This is a genomic window from Paenibacillus sp. FSL H8-0079, assembly GCF_037991315.1.
In the GTDB taxonomy this organism is placed as follows: domain Bacteria; phylum Bacillota; class Bacilli; order Paenibacillales; family Paenibacillaceae; genus Paenibacillus.
Map to the genome: position 1 here is coordinate 5,191,664 of NZ_CP150300.1, position 23,431 is coordinate 5,215,094.

Below are 23,431 nucleotides of genomic sequence, written 5' to 3' on the forward strand. Positions count from 1 at the left end.
CACGCAACCCGTGGAGCTAATATTCGCATTTGTTTTTTTGCATTTGTAAAGTGAACCTATCTTTTACGGACAACGCCGTTAACATTCATAGGAAAACATCAACGCCAACCATTATATTATACTAAGCCCTTCTCCTTCAAACTTACGTACGTTCCATCTCCGATAATAATATGATCAAGCACGTCAATGCCAACAATAGCACCTGCTTCAATCAATCGCTTGGTTATTTGGATATCCTCCGGACTCGGCGTAGGATCACCACTGGGATGGTTGTGTGCGCACACAATTGATGCGCTGCTGCATTTGATGGCAGCCCTGAACACTTCACGCGGATGTACAATCGAAGCGTTAAGGCTACCCATGGAGAGTGTTTCCTGGGCAATAATATGATTTTTGCTATTTAGAAAGAGACACACAAAATGCTCTTTCTGCAAGTAACGCATTTGTTCCATTAGGATATCGGCTGCATCACGCGGTGTACGAATTGAAGTCGACTGTATGAGTCTGCTCTTGGCAATTCGATGCCCCAGCTCAATGCCGGCTTTCAATTGCACAGCCTTGGCATTACCGATCCCCTTCATTGCAGTCAATTCTTCCAGACTCAGATCCACCAACGAGCGAATGCCACCCGCTTCGGCCAGAATCCGCTGTGCCATATGCACCGCGGATTCCTGTCTTGTGCCTGTTCGAAGTAAAATCGCCAGCAATTCAGCATGGCTTAAGGCGCCCGCCCCGTATTCCATCATGCGTTCTCTCGGGCGTTCTTCCTGGGGGATGTCGCGCATCATATATTGAGGCGACTCCATATGTTCCCTCTTTTCAGTTCAAAACGTCAATTGGCTTCATTCATGTTCGCGGCAACACATGGACGCCAAACCCATCCAACATATCACTCAGCAAGGATAAGGGCAGGCCAACCACATTAAAATAACATCCTTCAATACGGTCGATCAGTGAAGCGCCAATGCCCTGAATCGCATAAGATCCTGCCTTGTCCGAAGGCTCTCCTGTCTGCACATAGGCACGGATGGTCGCATCCGACAGTTCTTTCATCGTTACATCGGTCTGGCGATAATGAACTACAGACTGTCCATTGCCTGCATCAATACAAGCGACACCGGTAAACACCCGATGTTCACGTCCCTGTAGTCGGGATAACATACGTTCAGCATCCGCATCGTCTACGGGTTTGCCTAGAATCTCACCGTCCAGAACGACAACGGTGTCACTACCCACAATGATGGCTTCCTGCTCACGGCCTTCAAGCCCGCGATACACGGCAAGCGCCTTGCGCAAAGCAAGCTCCTGTACCGTCTGTTCAGGTGTCCACTCTGGTGGTGTATCTTCATCGGCATGACTTGGTATTACATCAAACGCTAAGTGGAGTGATGCGATCAGTTCTTTGCGCCGAGGCGATGTGGAAGCCAGAATAATAGGGCGCTGCTGAGTGTTATTCATCATGAACGGCTCCTTATGCTACGGCAACATCCTGTCCTTATCACGATAATAGATGTCACTGGTTTATTTTTTTCGTCATAACTCGTCATTCTCCTACAGTCTGCGATACAGCCACACAGCGGCAATAATACCGATCAGACTCAGGAGGCTCATTTGAAATTGAAGTGAAATATCATAACTGATAATATCCAGATCAGCCTGTGGCGACCAACGTATGGTCGTGGCTTTCGTAAGAAAGGCTACTGCCTTTACAGGCTGCAGTGCCTTGGCGATCCACGCTCCGGCTATCCAGCCGAGCAGTAGAAACAGCAATAACATGCCGAAGTTTTTTTTCATCGGTAATCTTCCCTCGCCATTTTTTGACACCCACATTATTATACGGGGTTTTGTACGTCAATACAAACACAAATCCGGCAAGGGGAACTATTTCCAGTTCCTTGCCGGATAGGTATTTCCAAGCGTTGTTATGGGAAAGAGCATGTTACTGCTTAATCGCTTCGAGCCATTTTTTCTGCTGCAGCACATATTCCATCAGATCAGATTGTACGGACCACATATGCACATCATCCGGGTTTTTGTTATACTCCACAATAGCCGTAATTGCACTGTTCATCGATTTCTCCATTCCGCCAATAATAGGTTGTACCTCTGCGGTCAGGCCGGGTGAAAGACTATTCAAACCGGTCAACCATGACTGGTGCTTATTCTGGATCGCGGTCATCGCTTCTGCGGAGACTGCTGCCGGAGCAGACTGTCCCAGCTGCTGTATGGACAAGGTAGACAATTGTTCGATCAGTGCAGAACTGTTCGTGAAGAAAAGCTGCACATCCTCTTGTTTGCCTCCGAATATAGCTGGATTGATCTCAGGGTTCACGATCTCTTTGACGTACAGTTCGACTCCCTGAGCTTTAAGCCTGGAGCTTAGCAGCTTGGCCTCTTCACGATCAGCCGAAATGCCTGCATATACCCGATTGCCATCTTCAGGATCAGAACCTGCGGCTATACCTGCCTGTGCCAGCTCAAGCTTGGCCTGCTCCGCTCGTTCGGGGGAACTGAACACACCGTATTGAAGTGCATAATACGTGCTGCCAGTTGCAGCTGTCTGGAGCTGCTGCGCTGTGCCTGCAACCCCCTCCTGACCTGTCACGGTGGAAACGGCCTGATTGACGGGAAGAAGCTCGCCTGGCTTCGCAGCTCCTTCTTTATTGAAAAATGAGAGAATAACCATGCCAAAGAGTGCTCCTGTAACGAGTGCCCCGGTAACTGAACCAATCATTTTCCAGCCCCTTGGGGGGCGATTGCGCTTATAGGAATAGTTCTCCGAATCTGCAAGCCAGTCATGGCCTTGATCATCATGCGTATTGGACAGATCGCGACGTTCTTCCTCCGGATCATCTGTGTGATACTGATAACCATGACCAGATCGGTTCCCAAGATAGTGGACTTCATCGAAGCTCGAATTATGGCTCACCCGCTCGTCAGGTTCAGGTACAGTAGAGCTTGTCAGCACCGTCTCTCCCCAGTCTCCGGGGATATCCTCTGGCGTCCAGGACGGGGTTGTATCCATCCGCTTAGGCGTTAGCGGTTGATTGTGCGGCAAATCTTCACTCAACATCACCAATGGACTGGACGTGGATATCCCCTTGTTTTCAGGCTTGTCCGACTCATGATCCCCGAAGCGAAACGTCATTCTAGCATTGCTCACCCGTACCCTCTCCTTTGTCCCATTTATATCAGCTATATGCAAAGAGGGGAGAATACATTCCATGTAACGCAAAAAAACGCCTGCTTCTTATCGAAGACAGGCGGTTTCTCAATTGATTTATTTCAAACCTTTGGCAAGTGTATCGCCGACTTTCCAGATATCACCTGCGCCCATAGTAATCACAAGGTCTCCTGGCTGCAGACGATGCTGCAAATCAGCCACAACTTCCTCTTTCGTTGGGAGGTAACGTGCAGAAGCATTACTGTTTTGAACGATCAGTTCAACCAGTCTGGCTGAGGTTACCCCTTCGATCTGTTTTTCGCCCGCAGGAGAATAGATATCGGTAATAAGCACTTCATCCGCTTCCGCAAAAGCACGACTGAACGCATCCAACAGGAAGAACGTCCGCGTATAACGCTGTGGCTGGAATACAGCAATAATGCGTTTGCCCGTTGCTTTGGCCGCACTAATGGTAGCTTCAATCTCAGTCGGGTGATGAGCATAATCATCGATGATCAGCATATCACGCGCCTCGCCCAATACCTGGAATCTGCGTTTGGCTCCGTGGAACTGGATGATCGCTGCCACGATCTTCTCAAATGGAATGCCTGCTTCCAAACAGGTAATTACAGTAGCCATCGCATTATATACGTTATGCTTACCTGGCACCGATAACTCCACCGTGCCCATAGCAGCACCCTGATGATTCATCGTAAAGGAGATCCGGCGATCGCCCAGTACGATATCTGTTGCCGTATAATCCGCTGCACGATCAATACCATACGTTGTAATCCGTGACTTGAGTTCTGGCAAAATCGCTTGAACATTCTCATCGTCAGAACATACAATCGCTGTTCCTTCTGGACGAATCTGACTCAGGAACTGCACATAAGCCCTTTTGAGCTCCTCAAAATCACTATTGTAATTCTCCAGATGATCTGCCTCAATATTGGTTACAATACCGAGCCATGGATGGTACTGCAAAAACGAACCATCGCTCTCGTCCGCTTCAGCGACTACCCAGTCGCCTTGACCGGCTTTCGCGTTGGTACCCACATTCATGATTTCTCCGCCAATAATGTATGTCGGGTCTGTATCACATTTATCCATAACAAGTGCAATCATGGATGAAGTGGTTGTTTTACCATGAGCCCCAGCTACAGCCACACCTTTACGTTCGTTCAACAAACGTGCAAGCATCTGGGAACGATGCAGAATCGGAATGTTCAGCTCTGCAGCTGCTACCCGTTCCACATTATCCGCAGGCGCTGCCGTAGAGTAAACAACCAGGTCTGCTCCAGTGACGTGCTCTGCCGTATGTCCGATATATATTTTCGCTCCCTTGGCTGCCAACTTCTCGGTCAACTCTTGTGAAGCGACATCCGATCCGGTAACGGTGTATCCCATTTCCAGCATAACTCTTGCGATGGCACTCATGCCATATCCGCCAATACCTATAAAATGAACGTGTTCCGATGTATTTAACAAAACTTTCACCAACCTTTTTCAGAATCGGTTTGATGCAAAAGGGCTGCCCGCACATCCGCAATCAGGTACAGTGTGCCGGAGACCACCCCCAGATCTTCCGCTTCCGTCCGTGACTTCAATAGATCAAGTGCCTTTGCCCATTCGGGCTCGACGATGATTTCCAGCTCCTGCTTCGCAATGGCGGGACGTACCCGTTCGACAATTTGCAGCAATTCGGCTGCATCCATTTTGCGTCGGAAATCTGGCTCGGTCAGGATCAGCGTATCCACTAGTGGCAGTATATGCTGCAAATACGCTTCGTGATGCTTATTCGCCAACATACCCATCATCAAAATTAACTTGTTGTAAGGATATACTTCTCTAATGCTCTTGGCCAGCGACTCAGCACCCTCCGGATTATGTGCTCCATCGAGCACAATTCGGGGTTCATCGACGACTTTTTCGAATCTCCCTGCCCAGAAGGCATTCTCCAGTCCAAGTGCAATATCGTTGTCATCCAGCATAAACGCCATGTATTGTCTGAGCAATTCAAGCACCATCAGTGCGGCCGCTGCATTGTCACATTGGTGTGAGCCCTGCATGCGGATGCGAACGTCCAGGTCACGAAACGGTCCTGAAAAATGAAAAGATTGTCCGCTCTCATTGCTCTCCAGTCTATGATAAGAGAAACGATCTCCTGCCAAATACACGGTTGATTGAAGCTGCTGTGCTTTCTCCTGAATCACCTTCACAGCTTCGGGTTGAGTCGCGCAGGTCACCACGGGTACTCCCGGCTTGATAATCCCTGCCTTTTCGCCAGCAATCAGCTCAATCGTATCTCCAAGCACATCCGTGTGATCCATACCAATGTTGGTGATGACGGACACAACAGGTGCAACAATATTCGTTACGTCCATCCTTCCCCCTAGCCCCGTCTCCCATACCACAACGTCAGGGTAGCATTCTTCTGCATAATACAGAAGCGCGAGAGCCGTGGACACCTCAAACATCGTTGGTGATCCAAGCGGAGTGGAGGCCATTTCGATGACCAGTGGACGTAACCGATTCGAGAGCTTAAGCAGAATCTCTTCGGGAATATCCTCACCATTGTATTGAAAACGGTTCGTAAACTTGGTGATATAAGGCGACGTAAAGGTGCCCACATCATATCCAGCCTGAAGAAGCACTGACGTCAAAAAAGCGCAAGTCGAACCTTTGCCGTTCGTTCCCGCGACGTGAATAAATTTGAGACGTTGGTGTGGATTGCCTAACATGGACATCAGACCCTCGATTCGTTCCAATCCAGGTCGGATGCCAAAAGGAATAAGGCCATTGATCCAGTCCACGGCCTCGTCATACGTAAGTAAAGGAGCTGCTGCATCTGTCCCGTCTAATTCCGTCATCTGATTCACCTTCGGTCCCGAGTTTGATTGAAAAAAGCGGCCGGATGGCATACTAGCTCTCCATCCGACCCAGATATATTAACCTTTCAGTTCCTTGATTCGTGCAATCACTTTATCCCGTTTGTCGGAATAATCTGCTTGCTTGGCGCGCTCTTCCTCAATAACCTTGGCAGGAGCTTTGGCAACAAAGCCTTCATTCGCCAGCTTTTTCTCCACACGGAGTACTTCGCCCTCAAGGTTCTGCAACTCTTTCTCCAGGCGAGCCACTTCCTGTTCGATATCAATAAGACCTGCGAGCGGCAAGTATAGTTCTGCTCCCGTAATGATCGCAGTCATTGCCTTATCCGGTGAGCTTAGATCCAGCCCACTATCGAACTCGGACGTATTACAGAAACGTTTGATGTAATGGCTGTTACGCTGAATGATGCTGGACGTCTCAGCACTGTTAGCTTTGACCATCAACTCGATCTTTTTACTCATAGGCACGTTCACTTCTGCACGAATGTTTCGAACTGCACGGATGGTATCCATGAGCAGGTTCATCTCGGCAACAGCCTCTGGGTTCTCAAGAGCAGGATCGTATACCGGCCAAGATGCCAGCGTAATCGTCTCACCTTCATGCGGCAGATGCTGCCAGATCTCTTCGGAGATGTATGGCATGAACGGATGAATCAGGCGCATGGTCTGATCGAGCACATAAGCCAGCACAGATTGTGTTTTCTTCTTGGCAACCGGATCTTCCCCGTAGAAGGACAGTTTCGCAAACTCAATGTACCAGTCACACAGGTCATCCCAGATAAAGTTATACAGTACACGGCCCGTTTCCCCAAATTCATACGCTTCGATTAGACGCGTAATATCGCGGGAAGTTTCGTTCAGACGGTGCAAAATCCAATAATCGGCTGTACCAAGCTCTCCGCTAATGTCACGTTCCTCATAGGTGAATCCTTCCAGATTCATCAATGCAAAGCGCGAAGCATTCCAGATCTTGTTGGCAAAGTTACGAGCCTGCTCCACCCGTTCCCAACGGAAACGTAGATCCTGACCTGGCGTGCTGCTGGTTGAGATCATGTAACGCATTGCATCTGCGCCGTATTTCTCAATTACATCCAGCGGGTCTACACCGTTACCCAGTGATTTGGACATTTTGCGTCCATCTGCGTCACGAACAAGACCATGCATCAGCACATCCTTGAACGGAATCTCATCGGTGAATTCCAATGCAGTGAAAATCATACGTGCAACCCAGAAATATATGATGTCATACCCTGTCACAAGTACACTTGTCGGATAATAACGTTGCAAATCTTCCGTATTTTCCGGCCAGCCCAATGTGGAGAACGGCCATAATCCGGAGCTGAACCAAGTATCGAGTACGTCTTCGTCCTGTCTCAGCTTGCGGCCAGCATTCTCTGGCAGCGTCGTCGGATCTTCAGCAGATACGATGATTTCACCCGTTTCCTCATCATACCAGGCAGGAATACGATGTCCCCACCACAGTTGACGGGAAATACACCAGTCACGAACGTTCTCAATCCAGTTCAGATACGTTTTCTCAAAACGGTCTGGAACAAAATTAACCCCTTTGCCGCTCTGTTGCTTCTGAATCGCTCTCTCCGCAAGTGGTTTCATCTCAACAAACCACTGTGTAGACAGATACGGCTCAACAACAGCTCCGGTACGTTCACTGTGTCCAACCTGATGCGTGTGATCCTCGATGTTGATCAATACGCCCTGTTCTTTCATGTCAGCAACAATCTGCTTGCGGCAGTCACTGCGATCCAGTCCCTGATACTTGCCAGCCTCTGCATTCATTGTGCCGCTCTCATCCATTACCGTAATTTGAGGCAGATCATGACGAAGACCTACTTCAAAGTCATTCGGATCATGCGCAGGCGTGATTTTAACTGCACCACTCCCGAACTCTTTATCCACATAATCATCAGCGATAATTGGAATTTCACGTCCGATGATAGGCAGTACAAGTACTTTACCAATCATATCTGCATAGCGCTCATCCTTCGGATGAACAGCAACCGCGGTATCACCCAGCATCGTTTCAGGACGCGTCGTTGCCACGGTAACGTAGCCACTTCCGTCTTTGAGCGGGTAACGCAGATGGTACAAGTGACCCTGAACCTCTTTATATTCAACCTCAATGTCGGACAGTGCTGTCCGGTTCACCGGGTCCCAGTTAATGATCCGTTTGCCTCGGTAAATAAGGCCTTTTTCATACAATTGAACAAATACTTTGCGAACCGCTTGGGACAGACCTTCATCCAGCGTAAAACGTTCACGTGAGTAATCAAGCGACAGTCCCATTTTGCCCCATTGTTGACGAATGGTAGTGGCATACTGATCTTTCCAGTCCCATACCTTCTCCAGAAACTTCTCGCGTCCCAGATCATAACGAGTCAGACCTTCTTCACGCAATTTCTGCTCTACCTTGGTTTGGGTAGCAATACCTGCATGGTCGGAACCCGGAAGCCATAGCGCATCATAGCCCTGCATCCGTTTCGTACGGATTAGAATATCCTGTAATGTAAAATCAAGCGCATGCCCGATGTGCAGCATCCCGGTCACATTCGGGGGTGGGATAACAATCGTATACGGCTCGGCATCTTTGCGTTGACCGGCTTTGAAATATCCACGTTCCATCCAGGTGGAGTACCATTTATCTTCTGCCGCCTTTGGATCGTAAGTGGTCGGCATTTCTGTTGCAGCTGATTTTTTTTCCTCAGACATGTGTCATTCCTCCGTTACTTCATCATCTTCGCCAAAAAAAACAAAAAAAACCTTTCATCCATCAAAGGACGAAAGGTTAGCTTTCGCGGTACCACCTTTGTTTCACGCCGACAGCAAGATAGACTTCACCCTCTGTACATGACGTGACACTTCAAGCAGATAACGGCTGCTACCGGCCCATCCTACCTCAGCAATAAATGACGATACATCTCATTCATCCCTTGTATTCAAACAGGCAACTCCCGGGCGACTTCGATCAGTTGGTTCCTGCGGAATCTCACAGCGCTGCAATTCCACTCTCTGAAAGGTCATACTGTCTACTACTCCCGTTCCACGTTGTTCATCAAAAAACCTACACACATCATACCTTGCTCGTGCGCGATAGTCAACCTGACAACAGCGGAAAAAGAGCGCTGGAATGCAGGTTTAGGACGAATCATACAAAAACCCGCAATCCTCAAGGGGATCACGGGTCGTAACGAAGGCTTTATCTACGAATTAAGGGATGTACAATATCTGACCTTCTTCCACAACCTGCTCAGATAATCGGTTATACAACTGAAGTTCCCTCGTGCTCAATTGGTATCGATCTGCAATGGCATCCAGTGTATCTTCTCGCTGAACGATACATAGTTTCACCTTGCGGAATGGGGTCTGATCCACGATCGTTCCCAGGAACAGATTCTTCCATTCTACATCATCAGGAGGATATGCTTCTTCCTGTACTACACCAGCAGGAACCTCGTCGCCTCGCTCCACTTCAGCATCGCGTGTCGCTCTGCCAGAGGATAACAAGGAAGAGATACCTACGCCCTCCTCTTGCCGTGGTGCAGATTCTTTTTTGCTGCCAAAAGCAACCTTCAGCTCCGGCTTGTCTTCCGTCTCAGCTACAGGTTCAGGAACAAATGCTTCGTTCTGCACGAACTCGTCTACCCCAGTCGCTTCAAAAGCCGGCCGCTCTTCCTCGGCGTTGCCTGGTTCGGACGAAGCGAATACACCCTGCCAGTTCTCTGCCTGTGATTCAACCGGAACATCAGCAACTGCCTGATTCTCCTGCTGAGGTACAGATCGGGCTGATTCGAAGTGCCATACGTCCGGTGCGTCCGGTACATCTGGTGCTGCCAACTCATTAGATGATTGCGCAGGCACCTCAGAGGCTTCTTGATCTGAGCTTCTCGGGTTCGCAGGCAATGCATCCACGGAAGGCTCGGACCACGCAGAAGGCTCTTCCTCCAGAGGCAGCAATGGTTCCGACTCAGGGTAAGAAGCTAGCCGATCAGCGGTCTCGGCCATAAATGACGAGATAGGAGAAGGTTCGCTGTATTGCTCATGGGATGCCAATTCATCTCCATTCGCTGCCAGAGATGCAAGATCTTCGTTTGCATCAGGTTGTCTGTTTTCGTTAGCGTACTCCGCACTTTGCTCCTCGGACTGAAGTGGCTCGGCCGAAGACGCATTCGCATATTCCTGCAGATCAGCGAATTCCGGGGCACCATATGCAAGTTCTGCTGCATTCGCAAGTCTCTCTTCCTCACTCCGCTGGAGCAGATACTCTTGTGCAAATGCATTGGGATCGCCGGCTGGCTGGTCTGCTTCATCGGAACGGTTGGATTGCTGAGGGTCAGGTGAGTGAACAACTGTAAACTCATCTGCCGACCATACTTGAGGCTCCTCAACAGGAAAGCCCTCGATGCCTCGCAGTGATAACACGCCTGTAATGTTCAGACTGCGATTGGATAACAGATCCACGTCAAAATTTTCGATCTCGATGGAAATATCCTCAATCGATCTGACCCGGTTCAGCGGCACCGTGATCTCCACAGGAATGAAATGTTTGAGCTCCTCTGAAGCCTCATTTTCTCCTCTGTACGCACCTGTAAGTAAAAGATGTCCTCTTAACGTGGCATGATCATCCTGCCCTATGACTTGAATGCGCGGGTATAGTTCAATTTCCTCCAATTCCTCAATTGCAGGGACTCCCTCAGACAAATGAACGCGCTCATAAATATCGAACCGCAAACCATAAGGTTGATTCAACAAAGGTGGCGTCCTCCTTTCGGCATATGTTCACCATGATCCTTCTCATGGGACTGATCCATGGTCCAAATCCTTCGTTACCCCATCTATATGCCTTGAATGAGATGAGCATGCCACCTTTTGAAAAACCTTGCTATATATGTTCAACTCATGGTTATTTACACTGTCACTCCAATGACAGAACAACCTTCTGATCGCTGTTATCCCCAGATTTTTTTCATTCCTTTTTATAAAGGGAAAATCCGGGGATAGCTTATGCTTCCGAAGTAGCTTTCTTTCAGAAAGCTTTTAGGCGAACGCTTTGCTTCTTCTGGTTGTTTCTGTCCTTTCCGTTTTCGTGTAAATAGTTAGTCGAACTTATATAGTGTATTAGTAAGACCCCTCTAGCTCTGCCAATTGTGTGAAATCGGATGGCCAAGGGTCATTCACTTCAATCATAGCTCCAGTTAACGGGTGGCTAAACCTCAACACTTCTCCGTGAAGCGCCTGCCGCCCAATGACATCCGCTCTCCCACCATACAACTCGTCACCTATAAGCGGATGTCCTACATAACTCAGATGTACGCGAATTTGGTGTGTTCGTCCTGTATCCAGCTTCAATCGTACAAGGGTTGCTCGTTCCCATACTTCGACGATCTCCACATGAGTAACAGCTTCCTGTCCACCTTCCGAGACACGTCTGCGCTGCTTGTGATGTCTATCCTTGCCAATCGGAGCATGAATTTTGTGAAGTTCAAGGGGGATTTGTCCACCTGCAATGGCTACATAATGGCGACCAATCTTTTTGCGACGCATCGCTTCATCCAGTTTGGCGAGGGCAAAAGCATTTTTGGCATACAGGACAGGCCCGGTTGTATCCTCATCCAGTCGATGAACATGGCGTACGCTCGCCTGAATTCCGTTCATTTCATAATAGGAGGCAACCGCGTGATCCAGCGTGATCGCCTGATCAGCACGGCTTCCATCTGGATGCAGTTTCATGCCTGCCGGTTTGTGCATAACCAGACAGAAATCATCCTCATACAGTACATCTACCTCAGCCCAGCGTGGCTCAACATCGATTGGCTGGGACGCAAAAAGGGCCAGCCGAAGCCGGTCCCCTGCGAGTTGTATTCCTCGGTTTGCTTTAAGCTGACGGAGCAGTTTCTCCGGAAACTGAAGCTCAGACAATAGCCACTGCTCTGCGGCCATCTGTTTGTCGGAACTACTTGTTACGGCTTTCCCTGGCATCAGCTCAAGCCATTCCCCGCGGCGTTTCCAACTTTTGATGGTCATAGCGATTGAAGAGCCTTCCGATTCGCCTCGATCGTATCATCAATATCTTGCTCCGTGTGCACACCAGAGACAAACATACCTTCGTATTGCGAAGGCGCAACACTCACACCTTGATCAATCATGGCCGCGAAATAACGACGGAATTGATCCAGATTGCTTTCTTTGGCAATATCATAATTGGTTACGGGAACGGCACTGAAGAATGGACAAACCATGGAACCCACACGGTTAATGGTTATCGCGACACCCGTCTCCGCTGCATTTTTCTCAAAGCCTGCTTGCAGACGTGCGGACAGTGTCTCCAGACGGTCATAGACCTCTGGTGTTAACAATTTGAGCGTCGTATATCCTGCTGCCATAGCCAGCGGGTTCCCGCTCAGTGTACCTGCCTGATAGATTGGTCCTGTTGGAGCAATCTGTTCCATCAGATCCCGACGACCACCATAAGCACCAACCGGGAGTCCGCCACCGATAACTTTACCTAGACAAGTCAGGTCAGGCGTAACACCAAACCGTCCCTGAGCACAGTTCAACCCAACACGGAAACCGGTCATAACTTCGTCAAAAATGAGCAGGCTGCCATATTGCGTCGTCAAACTGCGCAAGCCTTCTAGAAAACCGGATGCCGGAGGTACAACCCCCATGTTGCCCGCCACAGGTTCCACAATAACAGCGGCCAGTTCTTCCCCATAACGTTCAAAAGCAAGTCTCACGGACTCCAGATCGTTATAAGGCACCGTAATGGTATTCACAGCTACGCCTTCAGGCACGCCTGGACTATCTGGCAGACCCAACGTTGCAACACCTGAACCCGCCTTGATTAGCAAGCTGTCCGCATGTCCATGATATGAACCTTCAAACTTCAGAATTTTACTGCGTCCGGTTACCCCGCGTGCCAGTCGAATGGCACTCATCGTTGCTTCTGTACCGGAATTCACCATCCGTACGATATCGATGGAAGGTACACGCTCACAGACCAGTTTGGCCATCTCGGTCTCCAACAAAGTAGGTGCACCAAAGCTTGTTCCTTTAAGAGCTGTTTCACGCAAAGCTTCTACAACATCAGGGTGTGCATGTCCCATGATGAGTGGACCCCACGATCCCACATAGTCAATAAAAACATTGCCATCAATATCGTAGATTTTGGACCCTTCGCCACGCTCTGCATAGATCGGGGTAAGTCCCACCGATTTGAATGCGCGTACAGGGCTGTTCACACCCCCGGGTATGTACTGCTTCGCTTCTTCAAATGCGCTGCGTGAGCGCTCATCATTACGACGATAACCTTGTTGTGCAGTCATGAGTATCCTCCTTAATCTAATTTATTTCTCAGCCAACCAACGGGAGGCGTCTTTTCCGTAATACGTAATAATCATATCTGCACCTGCACGTTTCATGCTGAGCAGAATTTCCATCGCGACTTTCTTCTCATCGATCCAGCCTTGAATCGCCGCTGCCTTTACCATGGCATACTCGCCACTAACGTTATAAGCGACAAGTGGAAGATCAAATTGATCTTTGATGGTACGCATGACATCCAGATACGAAAGGGATGGTTTTACCATCAACATGTCCGCTCCCTCGAGCACATCCGTTTCGGCTTCACGCAAAGCTTCGCGTGCATTGGCCGGGTCCATCTGATACGACTTGCGATCCCCGAATTGTGGCGTTGAGTCTGCTGCCTCGCGGAATGGGCCATAGAATGCGGATGCATATTTTACGGAATAGGACATGATCGGAATGTGACTGAATCCATTCTCATCCAGCCCGGCACGGATCGCTTGTACAAATCCATCCATCATGTTGGATGGTGCAATAATATCCGCTCCTGCTTTGGCTTGGGACACCGCTGTTTGCACGAGCAGATCCAGTGATTCGTCATTCAGCACATCTCCGCAGATGTGACCATCAATCTCCACGGTGTGTACCATACCGCAGTGACCGTGATCCGTGAATTCACACAGACAAGTATCTGCAACAACCAACAGCTCTGGATACCAGGATTTGATCAATCTTGTCGCTTCCTGAACAATGCCATCTTCAGCAAAACCAGATGAACCCACACTGTCCTTGGTCTCCGGAATACCGAACAATAGCACCGCTGGAATTCCAAGCTCGGCAATTTCCGTTACTTCCTCTTGAAGACGATCCAACGAGAAGCGGAACACGCCAGGCATCGATTTGATTTCGGATTTCACATTTTCTCCATACGTCACATAGATCGGTTGAATAAAATCATCTACGGTTAAATGGGTCTCTCTGACCATATTACGAATACCTGTGGATTGGCGTAAACGGCGATGCCGTATAATAGGAAAACTCATATGTGTAAAACCTCCCTGAAAGTTAAATAGAGCAAAAAGGGAAGCGCGCTGGTATCCTGTCGAATTCAGCACGCTTCATATGTTGACATGATTACATGTGTATTAATTTCGAAGTGCGCCTTCTTTGGTGCCTGTCCGTTTCCAGTCGCATAGCACTGTGATCAAGCTATCCATCGTTGCTTCCTCTGCCATCAGTGTAACCTTTAGTCCAGCTGCCTCTGCCGTCTTCGCTGTAACAGGTCCGATACACGCAACCTCCACATCTTTCAATAAAGGCAGTGGATCTTGCAATCCCATACGTTTCAACATGTTCATGAAGTTGGTAACCGTCGATGAACTTGTAAAGGTCACCGCATGAATGCCGCCTTCTTCAAGCAGCTTGAGCAGTTCGTCATCATCCTCACCAGCGAGGATTGTATCATAGATGATAGCTTCGGTGACTTGAAGTCCTCGTTCTCTCAACTGGTCACGTAACCACGTACGTGCCAGATCGCCGTGCGGAAGCAGCACTTTCTGACCTTCCTTCAGCTCACTTTCAAAAGCCTCAAGCATGCCTTCGGCCTGGAAAGGACCTTTGACGACCTCAGCAACGATGCCATGTTTGCGTAAAGCGTCTGCTGTAGAAGGTCCTACGGCAGCAATTCTCGCTTGATGAATCGAGCGAATGTCTTTGCCTTCCTGTTCCAGATGACGGAAGAAAAACTCAACGCCATTCACACTTGTGAAAAACACCCAGTCATACGTACTTAAAGCACTTAAGGCGTCTTTGACACTTTGCTGCGCAGATTCACTGGACGGCATAACCGTCTCAATGACCGGAAACTCATACGGTTCCCCGCCAAGCTCCTCAATGCGATTCACGAGTTCACTCGCCTGACTGCGAGCACGAGTCACCAGAATTCGTTTGCCAAACAGCAGCAGCGCTTCAGCCCATTTCAACTGTTCCCGTTGATTCACGACATCCCCCACCACAATAACAGCAGGCGGTTGGAAATTGGCCGCAATCACTTTCGCTTCTATATCTTCAAGGGTACCTGTAATGGTATCCTGTTCCGCTCGTGTTCCCCAACGAATCAGAGCTACTGGTGTTTGCGCTGGACGACCATGACGAATCAATTGTTCGCTGATATATCCAATTTTGGCAACCCCCATCATAAATACAAGTGTGCCCGTTGCATTCGTCACTTTATCCCAATGGATGCTGCGATCAAGCTTGTCCGGACTCTCATGCCCCGTAATGATAGAGATAGAAGAAGCATAGTCACGGTGAGTCACAGGAATTCCGGCATACGCAGGTACACTTATTGCAGCTGTAACCCCAGGTACAATCTCAAACGGAACTCCGTTTTTGTGCAGCAAATCCGCCTCTTCGCCCACGCGTCCAAAGATCGTCGGATCGCCACCCTTAAGCCGAACTACAACCTTACCTTCCAGAGCCAGATCAACCAACAGTTGATTGATCTCTTCCTGTTTCATCGTATGCCGATCGGGGCGCTTGCCCACATAAATCTTGACCGCACCGGGCTTCATTTGTTTTAACAACCTCGGACTTGCCAAACGATCATAGACTACAGCATCAGCTTTACCGATGGATTCCCATCCTTTTACCGTAATCAGCTTTGCATCCCCAGGACCTGCTCCTACCAAAAAGACCTTTCCCACCATGTCTTCATCCCCTAACTTCTGCCAGTATCTGCTCTGCTCCCCGTTCAATCAATCTCCAAGCCACTTCTTCTCCCAGACGAACCGGATCTTTCCCGGTCAGAGCTTCCTTGAGAATCAGTCCACCATCTGGCGTGCCAACCATACCTGTTAATTGTAACGTGTTTTCTCCATTCAGGGAATCCGTATCTTCCTGAGGCAGCCATACCGCATGAGCACCAATCGGAACCTGACATCCACCATTCAATACACTGAGAAAACGGCGTTCCGCCTGTACAGGAAATGCTGTCTCCGGGTCGTTATACAGCTGCAACAAGTGCAATAGTTCCTCATCGTCTTCACGACATTCGATACCGAGCGCACCCTGACCCACGGCCGGAAGACAAGCTGTTTCGGTCAAGTACTCGGTAATCCGGTCTTCCCAGCCCATTCGGTACAATCCTGCAGCAGCCAAAATAATCGCGTCGAGTCCTTCGGTCTCCAGCTTCCGCAGACGGGAATCGATATTACCGCGAAGTGATTCCAATTGTAAATCTGGACGATAGGCCTTCAACTGACTGGATCGGCGCAGGCTGCTTGTACCAACTCTCGCCCCTTCTGGTAGTTGATCAAGCGTAAGTCCACCATTGGAAATCAGCGCATCCCGTGGATCTGCACGACGGGGAACAGCCCCATTGATTAATCCTTCGGGTAACTCGGAAGGCATATCCTTCATGCTGTGAACGGCCATATCAATGGTATGATCAAGCATCGCCTGTTCAATCTCTTTGACGAACAATCCTTTGCCTCCCACTTTTGACAACGTTACATCCAGAATGAGATCTCCCTTCGTAACAATCTTATGTACTTCAAAGTCAAAAGCTAATCCTTCCCGCTCACAAATGTCGCGTAAATCCTGAATGACATGGCCTGTCTGGGTTAGCGCAAGCGCGCTCTGTCTACTACCAACTTTAATTGTACGCATATCTACACTTCCTCCTGATTACGGGATATCCAGTCCCCGATTTCTTCTTCGGTCCACCACCGGAAATGGCCTGTACGAATATCTTCTAATATGTTCATTTCAGTTAATTGTCGGAGCAGCGTGCTTCTGAGACTCGGAGAGGATACGCGTGACTTCACCTCAGTCCTCATCTGGTGCAAAAACTCCAAGTACGTCTCATACTCATCACCGAACTGTTGTTCAAGTGTAGCACGTATCTCGGCAGCTGCTGCTGGCCCCGCTCCTGCTGTGGATATAGCTATGCTTAATCTCCCACGTCTGACCACGCTTGGCGTAATAAAGTTGCTGTGCTCGGAAGACATCGCGTCATTCACCAGTATGCCCGCGGCCTCAGCATCCCGAACCACACTTGAATTGACCTCTGAACGGTCAGTGGCTGCATATACGAGAAAGGCCCCCCGCAAATCTCCATTGCGGTAGGACCGGTCTATCCATTGAATTCGGGATTCATGATGCAGTTGTTTTAATGAGGGAGTAAGCTCCGGACTAATGACCGTAATCTGTGCCTCGGCATGCAGCAATCCCTTTATTTTACGCTCGGCAACACGTCCACCACCAACCACGCAGCACTTTTTGCCTGAAGTATTTACAAATATCGGCGTGTAACGGTCCATATCTTTCACTCTCCCGTCCAACGATGAAACGCTGAATACGCATTGGATAAAAAACTCATTATGACAAATCCGTATCCGATCAGCGTCCATCTTGCCATAATAATCGTAGAGAACTGTTTTCTTCTCTTGGATATGAAGTAACCCACATAGATGGCTATAGCAAGACCTGTCGCAATAACTTTGAGATCCAAGAGCAGTGTCCAGCGTGTTTCCGCTACAATGGACAATACCGCAAGCATCACAGAAACACCCAGGAGCGGTGTACCTATGAAATTAGCACCATCCATGTATTTGCCGATCACTTCCAGGCTTGGCATTCGCCGCATCGTATCATTCCACTTTTTTTTCTTCAGCTTGTGGTGCAAAAACAGATATAACAAGGCAAATACCGTACCAACTGTTAACGCCGCAAAACCGAGATTCGCCAAGGTAATATGCATAATGAGTAATCCATGTACCGTTTGCCAATTGTGCAGTGATATCTCTCCAGCCGTGAACCACAGTCGGTTCAATACAGTAACGGAAAAACCAACAACATTCAGCAACAGAATCACAAATTCAGAACGTTGGATGCGAGTCATGGCGAGAGACATCAGCACAATGCTGAATGAAAATATAAACAAAAAATCAAAGGTCGTGTAGATGGGGAAATGACCTTCGGTCCACATGCGCAATATGACATGCGTGACCTGTAGCCCCCAAACCACAACAAGAAACCCTGTGCCTGTCCGCTTCGCCCCCGCATTGCGTCGAATGCAGTCCGAGAAATAGAACAGTAGGCTCAGGGCATACATATAGATTAGAGCTTCATAGACTTGTTCAGCAAGGGTCAAGCTGCCCACCCGCCTTATACGCCTGCCGGAGCATAAGCCGGCACGGGGTCTTGCCGGTTTTCGTTAAGGTGAGCGGCTGGTTTGCCCAGAGCCGTGGCATCACTCTGATTTACTTTTTCAGTAGCCATCTCTACTGCATCTTCCAGAGCAAAAATCTGAGTAAACATGCGCAGAGCTTCATCACCTTGTTTCGTACCTGCCATTTCCTTGATCCGGTTAATCGGATCTGTCGTCATTTGATTCACTATACTCTTGGTCAAACGACGAATGACTTTACGTTGGTGTTCATCGAGCTCAGGCAGTTTATTGAACAGGCTATCCATTGTTTCTTCATGAATGGAGACACCTTTTTCCTGTAAAGCGCGAATGACGGGACGAACGCCCAACGTTTTGAGCCAATGGTAATAATCCTCCATCTCAAGCTCAATCATTCTCTCAATCTTGGCAGCTTCCACTTTACGCATCTCCAGATTGCTCTCCACGATTCCTTCCAGATCATCAATATCGTAGAGAAACACGTTGGACAATTCACCAATCGCCGGATCAATATCACGTGGAACCGCAATATCAATCAGAAACAATGGACGAGATTGACGACGCTTCATACTCTCCCGTACCACTGCTGCATCCATGACATAACGTTCAGCTCCAGTGGAACTAATCACAATGTCAACTTCATTCAGTCGCTCTAATGCCTGTTCCATCGTACAAGGTGTTCCCCGGAACTTGGCTGCCAATTCTTCGGCTCTTGCGAGCGTCCGATTCGCCACGATGACTTCGGATGCCCCGTTGGCATAGAGATGTTTCACGGTCAGTTCACTCATTTTTCCGGCACCCAAAATGAGCACCTTCTTGTCTGTGAACATACCAAAGATCCGCTTGCCCAGCTCGACAGCAGCATAACTGACAGATACGGCGCTCTCCCCGATGGAAGTCTCCGAATGTGCCCGTTTGCCCAGCGTAACTGCCTGTTTGAACAGCATATTAAACCAGGTACCTGTTGATTTCTCTTCCTGAGCTTTAAGAAAAGCCTGTTTCACCTGTCCAAGAATCTGAGTCTCACCAATGACCATGGAGTCTAGTCCGCAGATCACACGGAACAGATGGCGCATGGCTTGATCATCTTCATATATATATAAGTGCTGCGTAAATTCTTCCCGTGGTACATTAAACCATTGTTCCATGAAAGTTCGAATAAAATAACCACACATGTGAAGACGGTCTACCACAACGTACAACTCGGTACGGTTACATGTGGCCACGATTACACCTTCCAATACACTCTTGGTCAGCTTGAGCTGCTGCAGCGCTTCAGACAAGTCCTTTTCTGCAAATGTGAATCGTTCCCTAACCTCTACAGGCGCCGTGCGATAATTCAAACCAACGACAACGATGTGCATTGCAAGTTCACCTGCCTAATAAATTTCCAATCAAAGTGCTTACTGCATATGTCTATCCATTTATGATTGACAAGGTTAATTATATCACACATCATAGCCGTCACCGGGTCATTTTTATGAAATGTTTATGAAATCACCATGTTCATCATCATATGCACTGTCATTTATTGTAGTGTCTCACCAAAGTTCACCGTTATGCGTTAAAAAATGCTTATCATGAATATTCATAACGATTGGATAATAAAACAAATAGCCATGGAATCATTCCATGACTATTACGGTTATCCGTTAATTTCGTTGGTTTCTTCCTCTTCAGGAGCACCCTCTACATCCAGAACTTCTGGTGCATACTTATCGATGCGGGCATGGCGGGTGATAATGTCCCATAACTCTTCTTTCCCCAATCCTTCTTCAGATGAAAAAGGTACAAACAGATCCCCTGAACGAAGACCCAGTGATTCCTTAATGACTTTGATATATTTGGCTCTGCGTGTTTTTGGAATCTTGTCCATCTTGGTTGCTACTACAACCAAAGGCAGTCCATTATGACGAAGCCATTCGTTCATCATCTTGTCCTCCTTGGACGGTTCATGTCTCATATCCACCATCTGCATGACCAGTTTCAATTCCTCGCGTCCCAACAAGTATTTCTCCATCATTTTGCCCCAGGCAAAGCGCTGCTCTTTCGAAACTTTGGCATAGCCATACCCCGGGAAATCGACGAAGTAGAGATCCTGATTAATTTTATAATAGTTCAGTTGCTGCGTCTTACCCGGTGTTGAGCTTGTCCGAGCCAGATTTTTACGATTGATCAAACGGTTGATCAGTGAAGATTTCCCGACATTGGAGCGTCCCGCCAAAGCAATCTCTGGCAGACCGTCCTCAGGGTATTGTTCAGGCCGAACGGCACTGATAATAAATTCAGATTGATTTACTTTCATATTGTATCTTTCCTCTCTTGAACGCCTGTGCTAAGCATAACCTGTTGATGGTATTATGCCATGGATTGTTCTATCATACCAAAAAAACCGTTCCAGCGGACGCCGAAGCCTCCGCAGAACGGTCTACTCTTCATACGAACCTTTCGGATATGTGGATTACAGGTGAATTCCTGCCTGTTCAACAAGTGCATGCTGCAGCACCTGATCCATATGGGCTACTGGGACAAATTCCACATCTTCCTTGATGCTGTCTGGAATGTCACGCAGGTCCCGTTCGTTATCCTTGGGCAATAATATTTTTTTATAGCCAGCACGATGCGCTGCCAGTGATTTTTCTTTCAGACCACCAATCGGCAGTACACGCCCACGCAGTGTTATTTCACCAGTCATGGCGATATCCTTCGAAACATGTTTGTTCGTCAAGGCTGAGATTAATGCTGTTGCCATCGTAATTCCAGCAGACGGACCATCCTTAGGAATAGCTCCTTCCGGAACGTGGATGTGGATATCGTTCTTCTCATGGAAGTCAGGTGCAATCCCGAGTTGTGTAGCTTTGGAACGAGTGTAACTGAATGCGGCTTGTGCCGATTCCTTCATGACATCCCCCAGTTTACCTGTGAGAGTCAGTTTACCTGTTCCAGGTACAACCGTCACTTCAATGATAAGGGTATCTCCACCCACTTCAGTCCAAGCAAGACCTGTTACGGTACCAATCTGATCTTCCAGTTCGGCCATACCATAACGGAACTTGCCAGGTCCAAGGTAGTCTTTGATCGCATCTGATGTGATGTTGATCTGACCTTCTACACCTGATACGACGTTCTTGGCAGCTTTCCGGCACAACGAAGCCATCTGCTGTTCCAGATTACGCACACCGGACTCCCGTGTATATTCACGAATTACACGCAACAGCGCGTCATCCGGGATTTCCAGTTGCTCTTCTTCCAGACCATGGTCCTGTTTCTGTTTGGGCAGCAAATAGTTTTTCGCAATTTGCAGCTTCTCCAGCTCCGTGTAACCAGGGATGTTGAGCATTTCCATCCGATCCAGCAAAGGACGCGGAATGTTGTGTACCGTGTTGGCAGTTGTTATAAACATAACGTTGGATAAGTCAAACGGCAATTCTACAAAGTGATCACTAAACGTATTATTTTGTTCCGGATCAAGCACCTCAAGCAGCGCTGCGGAAGGATCTCCGCGGAAGTCTGAAGCCATCTTATCAATCTCGTCCAGCAAGAATACCGGATTGAGTGAACCTGCCGTTTTCATCCCTTGGATGATACGCCCAGGCATAGCCCCTACATAGGTACGTCGGTGACCACGAATCTCGGCTTCATCACGCACGCCGCCAAGAGATATTCTTACAAACTCCCGACCTAGCGATCTCGCGATCGAACGGGCAAGTGATGTTTTACCGACCCCTGGAGGTCCAACCAGACAGAGAATCGGCCCTTTGAGCTTCTTGACGAGCTTCTGGACAGCCAGATATTCAAGCACACGCTCTTTGGGCTTTTCCAATCCGTAATGATCTGCATTGAGCACGTCCTCGGCTTTTTGGATATCCAGATCATCTGCTGTCATCTGACTCCAAGGAAGGCCAAGAAGCCAATCCACGTAGTTTCGAATGACTCCACCCTCGGCTGAACTTGCAGGCATTTTCTCCAGTCGATCAATTTCTTTCTCGACCTTTTCTTTCACCTTGTCCGGCAAGCCGAGTTCTTCCATCTGAGTGCGAAGTTCCTCAACCTCACCCGCACGGCCTTCTTTTTCACCCAGTTCTTTCTGGATCGCTTTCATCTGCTCGCGCAAATAATATTCCTTCTGCGTTTTCTCCATCTGTTTCTTCACACGTTGGCTGATCTTGCGTTCAAGCTCCAGCACTTCGCGTTCGTTGTTCAGGATGTCGAGTAATTTCTCCAAACGTTCCCGAACGTCGATGGTCTCCAGAATTTCCTGCTTATCCTTGATCTTCAAGGACAGGTGACTCGTGATGACATCGGCTAGGCGCCCCGGTTCTTCGATGTCGGACACTGCTGCAAGTGTCTCGGGTGTCACTTTTTTGGACAGATTAATATAATTTTCGAACTGGTTCAGAACGGTACGCATCAAGGCATCCGTCTCCGGATGCGTATTCTCCTCTTCAGGCAGTTCTTGTGCCAGCACTTCGTAATATTCCTCGTTGTCCGTATATTCAATAATTTCAGCCCGTTCCAAGCCTTCCACGAGTACACGAATCGTACCGTTCGGAAGCTTCAGCATCTGTCTGACCTTGGCTACGGTTCCGATTCTGAAAATGTCTTCTTGTGTTGGTTCTTCAATATTTACCTCGGCTTGGGAACATAGGAGAATCAAATGTTCTTCTACCATCGCTTTTTCTAAAGCCTTGACCGATTTCTCCCGGCCCACATCGAGATGCAGTACCATACTCGGGTAGACGAGAAGTCCTCTTAAAGGCAGTAAAGGAAAACGACGACCTTTCGCTTTGCTCGGTCCCATCGCTTTCGCACCTCCAATGGCTCTCAGGTTGTAGTCATTCATTATTCTATCAAATGTTCACATAAAAA

General features: G+C 48.5%; 18 protein-coding genes and 1 other annotated feature. All 18 genes read right to left on the minus strand.

All coding sequences use genetic code 11. The annotated features are described in order from the left end of the window. Positions 1-116 precede the first annotated feature (116 nt). The 18 genes from radC to lon all read right to left on the minus strand — a co-directional run bounded on the left by radC (position 117) and on the right by lon (position 23,363). Entirely contained in the window at positions 117-806 is a 690-nt protein-coding gene (gene radC / locus MHI06_RS23265; protein WP_169480448.1) for a DNA repair protein RadC, read from the minus strand. Positions 807-846: 40 nt separating this feature from the next. Further along, positions 847-1,458, minus strand: a complete 612-nt coding sequence (locus MHI06_RS23270; protein WP_340402174.1) for a Maf family protein — start codon at positions 1,456-1,458, stop codon at positions 847-849. 93 nt (positions 1,459-1,551) lie between these two features. Further along, complete coding sequence (locus MHI06_RS23275; RefSeq protein ID WP_169480449.1) at positions 1,552-1,794, minus strand: DUF4321 domain-containing protein; 243 nt, start codon at positions 1,792-1,794, stop codon at positions 1,552-1,554. A gap of 145 nt (positions 1,795-1,939) precedes the next feature. Further along, the gene (locus tag MHI06_RS23280) at positions 1,940-3,163 is read right to left on the minus strand and encodes an SPOR domain-containing protein (protein WP_340399248.1); all 1,224 of its coding nucleotides are present in this window, start codon (positions 3,161-3,163) and stop codon (positions 1,940-1,942) included. Between the two features lie 117 nt (positions 3,164-3,280). Next, positions 3,281-4,600, minus strand: coding sequence for a UDP-N-acetylmuramate--L-alanine ligase (gene murC / locus MHI06_RS23285; protein WP_047841184.1), 1,320 nt, complete (start codon positions 4,598-4,600; stop codon positions 3,281-3,283). A gap of 56 nt (positions 4,601-4,656) precedes the next feature. After that, positions 4,657-6,033 (minus strand): folylpolyglutamate synthase/dihydrofolate synthase family protein, encoded by a 1,377-nt coding sequence (locus MHI06_RS23290; protein ID WP_169480451.1) that lies wholly within the window; start codon positions 6,031-6,033, stop codon positions 4,657-4,659. Between the two features lie 78 nt (positions 6,034-6,111). Then, a complete protein-coding gene (locus tag MHI06_RS23295) occupies positions 6,112-8,778 on the minus strand; it encodes a valine--tRNA ligase (RefSeq protein ID WP_340399249.1) in 2,667 nt (888 codons plus the stop codon). A 61-nt stretch (positions 8,779-8,839) separates the two neighbouring features. Continuing rightward, positions 8,840-9,121: a binding site (T-box leader), on the minus strand. Positions 9,122-9,276: 155 nt separating this feature from the next. Further along, entirely contained in the window at positions 9,277-10,818 is a 1,542-nt protein-coding gene (locus tag MHI06_RS23300) for a LysM peptidoglycan-binding domain-containing protein (protein ID WP_340399250.1), read from the minus strand. A gap of 366 nt (positions 10,819-11,184) precedes the next feature. Next, positions 11,185-12,090 (minus strand): RluA family pseudouridine synthase, encoded by a 906-nt coding sequence (locus tag MHI06_RS23305; protein WP_340399251.1) that lies wholly within the window; start codon positions 12,088-12,090, stop codon positions 11,185-11,187. Next, positions 12,087-13,391, minus strand: coding sequence for a glutamate-1-semialdehyde 2,1-aminomutase (gene hemL / locus MHI06_RS23310; RefSeq protein WP_340399252.1), 1,305 nt, complete (start codon positions 13,389-13,391; stop codon positions 12,087-12,089). Before hemL ends, MHI06_RS23305 begins: the two co-directional genes overlap by 4 nt. A gap of 21 nt (positions 13,392-13,412) precedes the next feature. Then, positions 13,413-14,414, minus strand: a complete 1,002-nt coding sequence (gene hemB / locus MHI06_RS23315; RefSeq protein ID WP_340399253.1) for a porphobilinogen synthase — start codon at positions 14,412-14,414, stop codon at positions 13,413-13,415. 102 nt (positions 14,415-14,516) lie between these two features. Continuing rightward, positions 14,517-16,079, minus strand: coding sequence for a uroporphyrinogen-III C-methyltransferase (cobA, locus tag MHI06_RS23320; protein WP_340399254.1), 1,563 nt, complete (start codon positions 16,077-16,079; stop codon positions 14,517-14,519). 4 nt (positions 16,080-16,083) lie between these two features. Beyond that, positions 16,084-17,040 carry a hydroxymethylbilane synthase gene (hemC, locus tag MHI06_RS23325; protein WP_340399255.1) on the minus strand — a complete coding sequence of 319 codons (957 nt, stop codon included), beginning with the start codon at positions 17,038-17,040 and terminating at the stop codon, positions 16,084-16,086. 2 nt (positions 17,041-17,042) lie between these two features. After that, positions 17,043-17,693 (minus strand): bifunctional precorrin-2 dehydrogenase/sirohydrochlorin ferrochelatase, encoded by a 651-nt coding sequence (locus MHI06_RS23330; RefSeq protein WP_169480459.1) that lies wholly within the window; start codon positions 17,691-17,693, stop codon positions 17,043-17,045. A gap of 5 nt (positions 17,694-17,698) precedes the next feature. Then, positions 17,699-18,487 (minus strand): cytochrome c biogenesis protein CcsA, encoded by a 789-nt coding sequence (ccsA, locus tag MHI06_RS23335; protein WP_169480688.1) that lies wholly within the window; start codon positions 18,485-18,487, stop codon positions 17,699-17,701. A 53-nt stretch (positions 18,488-18,540) separates the two neighbouring features. Further along, on the minus strand, positions 18,541-19,926 hold the full coding sequence (gene hemA / locus MHI06_RS23340; RefSeq protein WP_340399256.1) for a glutamyl-tRNA reductase: 1,386 nt from the start codon (positions 19,924-19,926) through the stop codon (positions 18,541-18,543). A gap of 281 nt (positions 19,927-20,207) precedes the next feature. Then, positions 20,208-20,867: a ribosome biogenesis GTP-binding protein YihA/YsxC gene (gene yihA / locus MHI06_RS23345; RefSeq protein WP_169480461.1), complete on the minus strand. Its 660-nt coding sequence runs from the start codon at positions 20,865-20,867 to the stop codon at positions 20,208-20,210. 156 nt (positions 20,868-21,023) lie between these two features. Further along, positions 21,024-23,363, minus strand: coding sequence for an endopeptidase La (gene lon / locus MHI06_RS23350; RefSeq protein ID WP_340399257.1), 2,340 nt, complete (start codon positions 23,361-23,363; stop codon positions 21,024-21,026). Between the last annotated feature and the right edge of the window lie 68 nt (positions 23,364-23,431).

Bases quoted from the DNA above. Each gene is read 5' to 3' on its own strand.
- MHI06_RS23275 (WP_169480449.1), bottom strand. From the start codon at position 1,794: ATGAAAAAAAACTTCGGCATGTTATTGCTGTTTCTACTGCTCGGCTGG.
- hemB (WP_340399253.1), bottom strand. From the start codon at position 14,414: ATGAGTTTTCCTATTATACGGCATCGCCGTTTACGCCAATCCACAGGT.
- MHI06_RS23270 (WP_340402174.1), bottom strand. From the start codon at position 1,458: ATGAATAACACTCAGCAGCGCCCTATTATTCTGGCTTCCACATCGCCT.
- yihA (WP_169480461.1), bottom strand. From the start codon at position 20,867: ATGAAAGTAAATCAATCTGAATTTATTATCAGTGCCGTTCGGCCTGAA.
- lon (WP_340399257.1), bottom strand. From the start codon at position 23,363: ATGGGACCGAGCAAAGCGAAAGGTCGTCGTTTTCCTTTACTGCCTTTA.
- MHI06_RS23290 (WP_169480451.1), bottom strand. From the start codon at position 6,033: ATGACGGAATTAGACGGGACAGATGCAGCAGCTCCTTTACTTACGTAT.
- cobA (WP_340399254.1), bottom strand. From the start codon at position 16,079: ATGGTGGGAAAGGTCTTTTTGGTAGGAGCAGGTCCTGGGGATGCAAAG.
- hemC (WP_340399255.1), bottom strand. From the start codon at position 17,040: ATGCGTACAATTAAAGTTGGTAGTAGACAGAGCGCGCTTGCGCTAACC.
- MHI06_RS23330 (WP_169480459.1), bottom strand. From the start codon at position 17,693: ATGGACCGTTACACGCCGATATTTGTAAATACTTCAGGCAAAAAGTGC.
- radC (WP_169480448.1), bottom strand. From the start codon at position 806: ATGGAGTCGCCTCAATATATGATGCGCGACATCCCCCAGGAAGAACGC.
- ccsA (WP_169480688.1), bottom strand. From the start codon at position 18,487: ATGTATGCCCTGAGCCTACTGTTCTATTTCTCGGACTGCATTCGACGC.
- MHI06_RS23305 (WP_340399251.1), bottom strand. From the start codon at position 12,090: ATGACCATCAAAAGTTGGAAACGCCGCGGGGAATGGCTTGAGCTGATG.
- hemA (WP_340399256.1), bottom strand. From the start codon at position 19,926: ATGCACATCGTTGTCGTTGGTTTGAATTATCGCACGGCGCCTGTAGAG.
- MHI06_RS23295 (WP_340399249.1), bottom strand. From the start codon at position 8,778: ATGTCTGAGGAAAAAAAATCAGCTGCAACAGAAATGCCGACCACTTAC.
- murC (WP_047841184.1), bottom strand. From the start codon at position 4,600: ATGAGTGCCATCGCAAGAGTTATGCTGGAAATGGGATACACCGTTACC.
- hemL (WP_340399252.1), bottom strand. From the start codon at position 13,391: ATGACTGCACAACAAGGTTATCGTCGTAATGATGAGCGCTCACGCAGC.